The organism is Streptomyces kebangsaanensis (assembly GCF_001906585.1).
Taxonomy (GTDB): Bacteria; Actinomycetota; Actinomycetes; order Streptomycetales; family Streptomycetaceae; genus Streptomyces; species Streptomyces kebangsaanensis.
The window spans coordinates 87,282-95,938 of record NZ_JUJA01000032.1; the positions used below are offsets into that span (position 1 = coordinate 87,282).

General features: G+C 72.2%; 9 protein-coding genes. 5 read left to right on the top strand and 4 right to left on the bottom strand.

Annotation, left to right across the window (positions count from 1 at the left end):
- Positions 1–1,118: recombinase family protein (locus RH94_RS03215; protein WP_234425501.1), on the bottom strand; the 1,118-nt coding region annotated here is incomplete at its 3' end.
- A 14-nt stretch (positions 1,119–1,132) separates the two neighbouring features.
- Here RH94_RS03215 and RH94_RS03220 point away from each other — a divergent pair.
- Entirely contained in the window at positions 1,133–2,314 is a 1,182-nt protein-coding gene (locus tag RH94_RS03220) for an MFS transporter (RefSeq protein ID WP_234425502.1), read from the top strand.
- A 7-nt stretch (positions 2,315–2,321) separates the two neighbouring features.
- On the opposite strand, the gene RH94_RS03225 is transcribed toward RH94_RS03220, so the two are convergent.
- Complete coding sequence (locus RH94_RS03225) at positions 2,322–3,569, bottom strand: flavin-containing monooxygenase (RefSeq protein WP_073946133.1); 1,248 nt, start codon at positions 3,567–3,569, stop codon at positions 2,322–2,324.
- Between the two features lie 109 nt (positions 3,570–3,678).
- On the opposite strand from RH94_RS03225, the gene RH94_RS03230 reads away from it, so the two are divergent.
- Together RH94_RS03230 and RH94_RS03235 are read left to right on the top strand one after the other, a co-directional pair.
- Positions 3,679–4,287, top strand: coding sequence for a GNAT family N-acetyltransferase (locus RH94_RS03230; RefSeq protein WP_073946134.1), 609 nt, complete (start codon positions 3,679–3,681; stop codon positions 4,285–4,287).
- A 55-nt stretch (positions 4,288–4,342) separates the two neighbouring features.
- The gene (locus tag RH94_RS03235; RefSeq protein WP_073946135.1) at positions 4,343–5,242 is read left to right on the top strand and encodes a GNAT family N-acetyltransferase; all 900 of its coding nucleotides are present in this window, start codon (positions 4,343–4,345) and stop codon (positions 5,240–5,242) included.
- A gap of 6 nt (positions 5,243–5,248) precedes the next feature.
- Here the strand turns inward: RH94_RS03235 and RH94_RS03240 are convergent, their stop codons facing one another.
- Complete coding sequence (locus RH94_RS03240) at positions 5,249–5,914, bottom strand: pyridoxine/pyridoxamine 5'-phosphate oxidase (RefSeq protein ID WP_073946136.1); 666 nt, start codon at positions 5,912–5,914, stop codon at positions 5,249–5,251.
- A gap of 160 nt (positions 5,915–6,074) precedes the next feature.
- Positions 6,075–6,722: a TetR family transcriptional regulator gene (locus RH94_RS03245; protein ID WP_073946137.1), complete on the bottom strand. Its 648-nt coding sequence runs from the start codon at positions 6,720–6,722 to the stop codon at positions 6,075–6,077.
- A gap of 121 nt (positions 6,723–6,843) precedes the next feature.
- Here RH94_RS03245 and RH94_RS03250 point away from each other — a divergent pair, with 121 nt between their 5' ends.
- Both RH94_RS03250 and RH94_RS03255 read left to right on the top strand, forming a co-directional pair.
- A complete protein-coding gene (locus RH94_RS03250; RefSeq protein ID WP_073946138.1) occupies positions 6,844–7,569 on the top strand; it encodes a VOC family protein in 726 nt (241 codons plus the stop codon).
- A 189-nt stretch (positions 7,570–7,758) separates the two neighbouring features.
- The coding region (locus tag RH94_RS03255) for a serine/threonine-protein kinase (protein WP_143203944.1) at positions 7,759–8,657 on the top strand (899 nt) is incomplete at its 3' end.

Genomic DNA, 8,657 nt, shown 5'->3' on the forward strand with positions numbered 1-8,657 from the left:
ATGGCTCCGGAGGCGTAGGACACAGCCAACCCGTCGAGCCGTTCCCGCAGGGTCTGCGCTTCCTGGTGAAGATGGGCCGAGTCGTCTCCCTGCTCCTGTCGAGCGGCGAGGACCCAGGGCAGGAAGTCGGGGAAGACGATCCGCGCCCGGACGGCGTTACCGGCTCGCTTGTCGGCCAGCTCTCGGGGCACGCGTACGTGCTTCTGTCCGCAGCGGTAGACCGGCGTCCCTCGGTACATGCCGCCTCGCACGGTCTCCCCGCAACGCGCACACGTAGCGAGCCCGGCGAGCAGGGTCTGAGGGGCCGATCCGGTACGTGCACCACCCGTGAAGCGCTTGGGGTTTGTCAGTGCCGACACGAGGGCGTAGTGAGTCGCCTCGTCCAGGATCGCGGGCCACTGACCCTCGCCCACCACTTCGCCGTGGTACGTAGCCTGGGCGATGTACCGAGGGGAGATGAGTACCTTCTTCACTCCGCCTACACCCCACCCCTTCGCGTCGCCCTTCGCCGTACCGGACGATGAGCGGGGAGCGAGCAGACCGAGGTCGGTCCAGAAGCGGGCGACAGCCGCCAGGGTCTCGCCCTGAAGAACCATCTCGGCACCCTTGCGGATCGCTTCTGCCTCGTCCTCGACCACGGTCACGTAGTCGTCGGCGTAGCCGAAGGGGCGCAAGCCCGTCTTGTGCGGCGTGCCGTTCTTCGCCGCCTGAAGGTTCGATGCCTTCTGCCGCAGCGCCTTCTGCTCACCCTCGTACTCCGCCCACGCCGTAACCGTCTTGGCCGTGGCTCGACCGGCCGGAGTCGAGAGGTCAAGGTGTCCGGCGTGGATGGCGTGGACGTTGATCCCGAGTGCGATCACTCGCAACAGGTCTTCCGTCTTGCGTACGAGCCGGTCAGTGTGCCAACAGAGGATCGCGTCCGGCTTGGACGCCAACAGCCGCTCGAACCCTGGTCGCACCTTGCCCGAGGTGGCGCTGACGTCGTTGTCCGCGATTACCTCTCGTACGGTCCAGCCACGAGCTGCGGCGTACGCCCGGCACTCGTCCTCCTGCCGCTGAACGCCCAACTCGTCGCCGTGCTGATCGAGGCTGAGTCGTACGTAGATGGTGACGTCCACCTGTCCTGCCCCCCTTGTTCCTGCTCACCGTGCCGTGTGCCCCAAACTTTTACCATGAGTTCGGCTGGTCGCGCGGCACGATCGGCGCGGCGGTCTCGGTCAACCTCGCCCTGTACGGCCTCACCGCGCCCTTCGCCGCCGCGCTCATGGACCGCTTCGGCATCCGCCGCGTGGTCGCCGTCGCGCTGACCGTGATCGCCCTCGGCTCCGGCCTGACCGTGTGGATGACGACGGCCTGGCAGCTGTGGCTGTGCTGGGGCCTGCTGGTCGGTCTCGGCTCCGGCTCGATGGCGCTCGCCTTCGCCGCGACCGTCACCGAGCGCTGGTTCACCGAGCGCCGCGGCCTGGTCAGCGGCATCCTCACCGCCGCCTCCGCCTCCGGCCAGCTGATCTTCCTGCCGGTCCTGTCCTGGACGGTCCAGTCGCACGGCTGGCGCCCGGCGGCCGTCACGGTCGCGCTGGCGGCCCTCGCCGTCGTCCCCCTCGTCTGGCTGCTGCTGCGCGACCACCCGGCGGACGTGGGCGTACGCCCGTACGGCGCACGGGAGTTCACGGCCAGGCCGGAACCGGTGCCCGGGGCCGCCCGCCGGGCCCTGACCGTCCTGTCCTCGGCGGTGCGCACCGCCCCCTTCTGGCTGCTGGCCGGCACCTTCGCCATCTGCGGCGCCTCCACCAACGGCCTGATCCAGACCCACTTCGTGCCCGCCGCCCACGACCACGGCATGCCGATCACGACGGCGGCCTCGCTGCTCGCGGTCATCGGCGTGTTCGACGTGGTCGGCACGATCGCCTCCGGCTGGTTCACCGACCGCTTCGAACCGCGCCGCCTGCTCGCCGTGTACTACGCCCTGCGCGGCGTCTCCCTGCTGTTCCTGCCGATGCTGCTGGCGCCGGGCGTGCACCCGCCGATGGTCTTCTTCATCGTCTTCTACGGCCTGGACTGGGTCGCCACCGTCCCGCCCACCCTCGCCCTGTGCCGGGAGCAGTACGGCGAGGACAGCGCGATCGTGTTCGGCTGGGTCCTCGCCTCCCACCAGGTCGGTGCCGCCCTCGTCGCCTACCTCGGCGGGGCCGCGCGGGACGTCTTCGGCTCGTACGACGTCGTCTGGTACGCCTCGGGCGCGCTGTGCGCGGCGGCGGCCCTGATGGCGTTGGTGATCAGACGGCGACCGCGGGTCCGGGCCGGGAGCGGGTGACGTTGGATCAGGCCGGCAGCCGGGAGACCCGTCGGCCGTCCTCGCGGGCGCCGGCCCCGGCGTCGGCCTTCGCTATCGCCCGGGCGATCCTCTCCGCGTCGATGGCCAGTTCGCGGAGCATGCCGCTGATGGGGTTGGTGAAGCCGGTGAAGTACAGGCCGGGCGCGTCCTTCGGGGTGCGGGCGCCGTGGACGACGGGCCGGCCGCGGGAGTCGAGTACGCCGAGGTGGCCGACCAGCCCCTCCAGGGCGCGGACGTAACCGGTGGCGGCGATGACGGCGTCCGGCTGGACACGGGTGCCGTCGGCGAGGAGGACCTTGCCGTTCTCGAAGCCGTCGACGGCGGCCACGACCTCGACGGCGCCCTTGCGGACGGCGTCGACGAGACCGACGTCCTGGACGGGGATCGACCCCTCGCGCACCCGCGAGTACAGGCCCGTGCCGGGGCGGGGCAGGCCGTGCGCCGACAGGTCCGGCACGCTCAGTCTCGCCAGCGGTCTCGCGAGCACGTCGACCAGTCCGACCGGCAGCCGCCGTACGGCGATGCCCGTGTACTGGGCGGCCCATCCGGCGGTCGAGCGGCGCACGACGTGCGGGGCGGTGCGCACCGACAGCCGTACCCGCGAGGCGCCGCCCTCCACCAGGTCCACCGCTATCTCGGCGCCGGTGTTGCCGACGCCGACGACGAGGACGTCACGGCCTGCGTAGGGCTTGGCGTTGCGGTACTCCGAGGCGTGCAGGAGCTCGCCGGACGCGTCCGTGTACGCCTCGCGGCCGGGCCAGTCGGGCAGGCGGGGCGTGTGGTTGTGACCGGTGGCGACGACCACCGCGCCGCCGGTCAGCTCCCGCCCGCCGGTGGCGTGCAGCAGCCAGCCGGTGCCGTCCGGCGCGCGTTCGACGCGGGAGACCTCGACCCCGGTCACGATCTCCAGCCGGTGGTGTTCGGCGTACGTCTCCAGGTACCGCACCACGTCGTCGCGCGAGACCCACCTGCCGAACCGGCGCGGCATCGGCAGCCCGGGCAGGCCGGACAGGCGCCGGGTGGTGTGCAGGCGCAGCCGGTCGTAGTGGCGCCGCCAGGAGGATCCGACGCGGTCGGACCTCTCCAGGACGACGGCCCGTATCCCCCGCGCCCGCAGCGCCTGGGCGGCGGCCAGCCCGCCCGGACCGCCGCCGATGACGTACACGGGGCGGTCGGCGGGCTGCGCGGTGGGGGCGGTGGTGGAGGCGTCGGGGCCGGATGCGGAGTCGGTCATGAGCGCGAGCGTAATCACGCACCTGGTCGATTGGTCTCGGCCAAGAGCGGAATTGATTGCGGATTGGTCACAACTGCGCGGCTCCGACCGGGTGTTGTTCAATGAGCCGGTGGTCACCAACCTTCATGACTCCCAGAGCTTTGCGACGGTACGCCTGGAAGGGCACGGGCTGCTCCTGCGCCCGTGGGACCCGGAGTCCGACGCGGACGTGGCGGCGTGCCTGCGCGGTGTCACCGATCCGGAGTTCCTCCGCTGGAACACACCGCCCGTCCCCGTCACGGACACCGCCGGCGCCCGCGACTTCCTGCGGGCCCGGGCGGCCCGCGCCCGGGAGGGCTCGGCGGCGTCCTTCCTGATCGCGGACGCGGAGAGCGGCGGTGGTACGGCACTGGGGCACATCGGCGTCAACGACGTCCACCGGCTCCTCGGCGTCGCCAGGGTCGGCTACTGGGTGCTGCCCGAGGCGCGGGGACGCAGAGTCGCCACCCGGGCGCTGGGGCTGGCGGCGGACTGGGCCTTTCGCGAGGTGGGGCTCCACCGGCTCGAACTGGCCCACGTCGCCGGCCACGAGGCCTCCTGCCGGGTCGCGGAACACCGCGGCTTCCGCCACGAGGGCCTCCTGCGCGGCGCGCTCTTCGAGGCGGGACGCCGGGACGCCTTCCGGGACGCCCACCTGCACGCACGGCTCGCCACGGACCCGGAGCCGGGGGCCCCTTGACCGGGGAGCGGCTTAATTCGGAGGCGCGGGGCGGCCGTGGGCAGGACCATGGAGCATGCCTTCCGAAGACGACCGGAACGACCGGAACGACTGGAACGACTGGTACCTGACCGAGGACGTCGAGCAGTTCCTGGCGCGCGCCGGGGAGTTCCTCCGCTCGCGGCCCGCACGGCACACCGTCCACCTGACCGTGACGGAGACCCTGCGCTCGCGCGGCCCGCGTGTCTACGGGGACGCCGACCCCGAGTTCGGCGTACTGGCGGGGGAGGGCGAGGGAGCCGCGAGCGTGCGGGGCGCCTTCCTCCGTACGCCGCCGCATCCGGTCTGCCTCACCTCGCTGACCGAGGAGGAGGCCGACGCGCTGGCGGCCCGGCTGGCCGCTTCGGGGCGCGAGCTGTCCGGCGTCTCGGCGGACCGTGACACCGCCGCCGCCTTCGCCGGGGCCTGGCGCCGCCGCACGGGAGCCGGGACCGCCCTCCGGCAGCGGATGCGGCTCTACCGGCTGGGCGAGCTGACCGCTGTGCGGCCGGCCCCGCCCGGGCGGGCGAGGGTGGCGGGCGAGGCGGACCGGAAACCGCTGGTCCAGTGGTTCGGGGAGTTCTGCGCGGAGGTCGGCGAGTCCGGCTTCCGGGAAGCCGAGGAGTGGGCGGACGAACGCGTCGAGCGGGGTGACGTCATGTTCTGGGAGGCACCGGACGGGACGCCCGTCGCCATGGCGGGGACGGCGCCCGAGGTCGCCGGGCAGGTGCGCGTGGTCGGGGTCTACACACCGGCGCACCTGCGCGGGCGCGGGTACGCGGGAGCCGTCACGGCCGAGGTCAGCCGCGCCGCCCTGGAGTCGGGGGCGCGGGAGGTGCTGCTGTTCACCGACCTCGCCAACCCCACCAGCAACGGGCTCTACCAGCGGATCGGCTACCGCCCGGTGTCCGACTTCGCGGTGTACGACTTCGGCTGAGCCCCGTCAGGGCCACAGCAGCTCGCGGGCCCAGCCGTCCCGCGTACGGCGGTAGCGGAGGCGTACGTGGCGGCGGCGGGCCTCGCCCTGGAAGAACTCGACCGCGGTCGGCCGGAGGCGGTAGAGCGTCCAGGAGGGGACCTCGGCGTCCGGTTCGCGCCGGGCCCGCTCCCAGGCCGTCTCCGAGGCCCGGGCCAGCTCCTCCAGGCCGGTCAGGACCTCGCTCTGGTGGCCGGTGAGCGCGGCGGCCAGGGCACCCGTCGAGCGGGCGTGCAGGTCGGACCGCGCCTCCTCCGGCGTGGCGGTCGTGACCGGGCCCCGGACCCGGACCTGGCGGCCCTGGACCGGCCAGTAGAAGGCCAGGGCGGCGTGCGGGAGGGCGGCCAGCTGCCGCCCCTTGCGGCTGCCGGCGTGGGTCGCGAAGGACCAGCCCTCCGCGTCGGCGCCGTGCAGCATCACGATGCGGACGTCCGGGTGGCCCTCCTCGTCCGTCGTCGCCAGCGACATCGTGTGCGGTTCGAGCTGACCGGCCGCGGCCGCCTCCGCGAACCACCTCGCGAAGAGGGCGAGGGGAGTGCCGGGTGCCGTCGCCGGGTCGAGGGCGGGCAGCTCGGTGACCTCCGGGTCCCAGACGCGGAGTGACTTCAGCAGGTCGTGGAGATCCGGTTCCATGGTCCCGAGTATCGCCCCGGGCCGGGCATGATTCCGTCCACCGTGACCGGAGGGCGGGCGGCGGGCCGTACAACGCGACAGGCGGCGGCCCACCTGGGTGGACCGCCGCCTGCCTGACAGGACTGGGGGTGCGGGAATAATCCGGGGCCGGGGAGGCGGGCTACCTCGTCGGCTTCCTGCCGGTGATGCCCAGGTGCACCAGCAGCGCCAGGTTCGGCTTGAGCTCGGCCTGTTTCACGCCCCAGGAGGAGAAACCCTTCTGGTGCGAGGCGACCGCCGCGAGCATGGTGACCAGCGAACCGGCGATCGCGGCCGGATTCACGTCCTTGTCGACCCTGCCTTTGGACTGGAGTTCGGCCACGGAGTCCGCCAGGGAGTTGTTCACGGAGTTCAGGATCTTCATACGGATCTTGTAAAAGCGTTTGTCGCCCTCGGCGGCCCCGAGATCGACCACGCGCAGAATCGCGTCGTGCTTGCGCCAGAATTCCAGAAATCCGTCGACGAGTTCCTGTGCCGTCTGCCAGCCGGCCTTGCCCGCCCAGGAACGGCCTTCGAGCAGTTCGGCCAATCCGGCGCCTTCGGCGGCCATTTCCTCGGCGATCTCCAGGACGGCGCCCTCGACGTCCGGAAAGTACTGATAGAAAGTCGCGGGAGAAGTTCCCGCCCGCCGGGCGACATCGATGACTTTGACGTCCCGGTACGGTGACGAGCTGAGCATTTCGCTGAGGCAGTCGAGCAGCTTCTGCCGGGTCTCCTGCCCACGTCGACCGGCCACGCGGCCGTCGACAGTACGTACTTGTCCTGTCATGTCGTCAGCTTACCGAGGGGTGATCGGAGCGCGATTTGACCGACTGCAAATGGGGTGCGAGGGGCGAGAGCGACTGGTGTGCCGGTGGGCGGGGCGCACGTGACCCGGATAATTTGGCAACATGGCCGAAAACAGGGCATCCGCGTATACAGAGGGCGTCCCTTGCTGGATGGACGCGCAGCTTCCCGATCTTGAGGCGGGCAAGCGCTTCTACGGTGAGCTCTTCGGGTGGAGTTTCGACGAGGAGACGTACGGCAGGTCCGTACTGGCCCGGCTGGAGGGGGAGCCCGTCGCCGCGCTCGCGCCGAAGACGGACGGCCGTATGCCCACCGTGTGGACCGTGTACTTCGCCGCTCCCGACGTCCGGGCGCTGGCCGCGCGGATCGGAGCCGGGGGCGGACAGGTCGTCACGCCGCCCGCCCGGGTCGACGACCTCGGCACGGCCGCCCTCGCCGCCGATCCCGAGGGCGCCGTCTTCGGGCTGTGGCAGCCGGGCAGCCACCCGGGCTTCGGCCGGCGCCACGAGCCGGGCACCTTCGTCTGGGTCCAGCTGTACGCCCGCGACACCGAGGCCGCCAACGCCTTCTACGGCGGACTCTTCCACGGCGCCCTCTTCGGCCCGGGCGCCGAGCCCGACTTCGGCCGCGCCGCCGTCTCCGAGGTCTTCCCGGCCGAGATGCCGCCGCACTTCCTCGTCCACTTCCGGGTGGCGGACCTCGGCGCCGCCCTCGACACGGTCGGCCGGCTCGGCGGACGGGTGCAGGTGCCGCCCTTCGGGACGTCGTACGGAAACGTGGCCGTCGTCGTCGACAATCAGGGGGCGTCCTTCGCGGTATTGCAGAGGTGAAATCCGCCCCCTGAGGGGAAAGGGGTGGTTTTTCACCAGGACATCCCGTTTCGTCACCGGGTTCGCAACCTGTGCGCCGGACAGGAAGAATCGGGGTGTGTGCCGCCGCGGCGGTGCGGTGGTGAGACGCTGCACTTCGGCCGCGTACATATGTGGGTGGCGCGGCTCGTACGGGGAGGTGGCAGGCAAGTGGTGGATCAGCTGACGCAGCACGATCCGCGGCGGATCGGGCCGTTCGAGGTGCTGGGACGGCTGGGCGCCGGCGGCATGGGGCTGGTCTATCTCGCGCGCTCGGCGTCCGGCCGGCGCGTGGCGATCAAGACGGTCCGGACCGAGCTGGCCGAGGACCAGCTGTTCCGGGTCCGTTTCACGCGCGAGGTGGAGGCGGCCCGGGCGGTCTCCGGCTTCTACACGGCCGCGGTCGTCGACGCCGACCCGCGCGCCGCCGTGCCGTGGCTGGCCACCGCCTACGTTCCCGCGCCCTCCCTCGAGGAGATAGTGACCGAGTGCGGGCCGCTCCCGGTCGAGGCGGTGCGCTGGCTCGCGGCGGGCGTCGCCGAGGCGCTGCAGTCCATCCACGGCGCCGGGCTGGTCCACCGCGACCTGAAGCCGTCCAACGTGCTCGTCGTCGAGGACGGGCCGCGGGTGATCGACTTCGGTATCGCCTCCGGGGTCTCGAACACCCGTCTGACCATGACGAACGTCGCCGTCGGCACCCCCGCCTACATGTCCCCGGAGCAGGCCAAGGACTCCCGCAGCGTGACCGGCGCCAGCGACGTGTTCTCGCTGGGCTCCATGCTGGTCTTCGCCGCCACCGGGCACCCGCCCTTCCACGGCGCCAACCCCGTCGAGACCGTCTTCATGCTGCTGCGCGAGGGCCCCGACCTGGAAGGGCTCCCGGACGATCTGCGTCCGCTGATCGAGTCCTGCATGGAGATGGACCCCACCGCCCGGCCCAACCCGGCCGACCTGCAGGCCCAGCTCGCCCCCCATCTGTTCGGCCCCGGCTCCGACGACAGCGGCACGGCCTCCGCCTGGCTGCCCGAGCACGCCGTCGGCCTCATCGAGTCCCGCCGCGGCGGCCGCCC

What these genes read in the sequence shown, in the direction of transcription:
- RH94_RS03225 (WP_073946133.1), bottom strand. Translation starts at nt 3,569, where the DNA reads ATGACCGACTCCGCATCCGGCCCCGACGCCTCCACCACCGCCCCCACC.
- RH94_RS03235 (WP_073946135.1), top strand. Translation starts at nt 4,343, where the DNA reads ATGCCTTCCGAAGACGACCGGAACGACCGGAACGACTGGAACGACTGG.
- RH94_RS03240 (WP_073946136.1), bottom strand. Translation starts at nt 5,914, where the DNA reads ATGGAACCGGATCTCCACGACCTGCTGAAGTCACTCCGCGTCTGGGAC.
- RH94_RS03245 (WP_073946137.1), bottom strand. Translation starts at nt 6,722, where the DNA reads ATGACAGGACAAGTACGTACTGTCGACGGCCGCGTGGCCGGTCGACGT.
- RH94_RS03250 (WP_073946138.1), top strand. Translation starts at nt 6,844, where the DNA reads ATGGCCGAAAACAGGGCATCCGCGTATACAGAGGGCGTCCCTTGCTGG.